Source organism: Alteromonas sp. ABH2_165, assembly GCF_056159945.1.
The window spans coordinates 1-1152 of record NZ_JBSWWF010000022.1 but is presented as its reverse complement, the minus strand read 5'-3'; the positions used below and the strand labels follow the sequence as shown (position 1 = coordinate 1152).

1 protein-coding gene is annotated in these 1152 nt (G+C 40.4%); it reads right to left on the bottom strand.

Translation table 11 applies throughout. The features are described from left to right. Window positions 1–100 precede the first annotated feature (100 nt). A complete protein-coding gene (locus tag ACXAFQ_RS20410) occupies window positions 101–1102 on the bottom strand; it encodes a tetratricopeptide repeat protein (protein WP_474825208.1) in 1002 nt (333 codons plus the stop codon). Window positions 1103–1152 lie beyond the last annotated feature (50 nt).

Genomic DNA, 1152 nt, shown 5'->3' with positions numbered 1-1152 from the left:
GCCGCGCTCAGGGGAAAAACGTAGTGGAGCTATTTGTGGTAAAGTGAGCGGAGCGAACCACAAATTAGCGGAGCGTAGTTTTTTCCCTTGCAGCGCCTTGTTAGCTTTTTTTAGAACTATATTCTTCAAATCCGTCGATGCTATCTACGATTTCCTGACCATATATGCTTAGCTTTATATATTTCTTTATTCTGCTTTTAGAAAAGCGTACTGCTGTATCGAGCTGTTGTTTTGCTTTATCACTTTCTCCTGCCTCGAAATAGGATATTGCTCTATTAAAGGCCGTAAGTGCTTTGATATGGCTAGTTGGCGAATACATTTCTGCAGCAGAGAACATCTTTTCAGCATATTCTCGATCACCGCCAAGTGCTTTACACAATCCTAAGTTCGCAAGCTCGAATGCAGACGCCCCTCGAGTACTTAACTCTTTTTCCAACATTTTTGTTGCATCACTAATTAGACCTTGATGAAGCATCATGAATGCTGAATTGTTTAAGCTTCTTACACCACCAAGAGCATTTCTCAAACGATATAGCATGACAGGCAAGAGCAACCCAAGGAGCAAGGCAGAGAAAGCAGCCTCTTTGGCTTTTGGCCCCACATCTGAATTGACTTGTATTGGTCGATTTACTAACGAACCTTTTTCTGCGACGCCCTCAGAATACCTAGCTGATAGCTGCAGTGCATTTTCCGCATAATCACTTGTTAGAATAGAAACTGTCACAACCTCACTAGGTGTTAATGACTTTATTAATATAGTTTTTTCGTTTTCTTTTGAGGACAATTCTGTTTGATTGGCTCTGGCCGCAGCGCCTGAAGAATTCGAAATCGCAAAGTCCTGTATTTTAGTACCTCTGGGAAAGACAATCGAAAACATTACTTCATGTGCCGTCTGATTCCCACGATTCCCAATACGAAATGTATTAAAAACCAAACTTTTATATTCAGACTTAAAATTTGCCGGAGAATCATATTCATATACAACATCGGCTTTTGGATCAGGCTTTGGAGGCTCTTTAGTAAATTTCCAAACTGCGATTCCTCCTATGACTGTGATTAAAAGTGTCACTATTGCTCCGATTATTATTTCTTTCCATCTCATATAGGTATCTCTTGGAATATTAAGCTAACACCCACATAAGGGGCAGTAAC

Bases quoted from the DNA above. Each gene is read 5' to 3' on its own strand.
- ACXAFQ_RS20410 (WP_474825208.1), bottom strand. From the start codon at position 1,102: ATGAGATGGAAAGAAATAATAATCGGAGCAATAGTGACACTTTTAATC.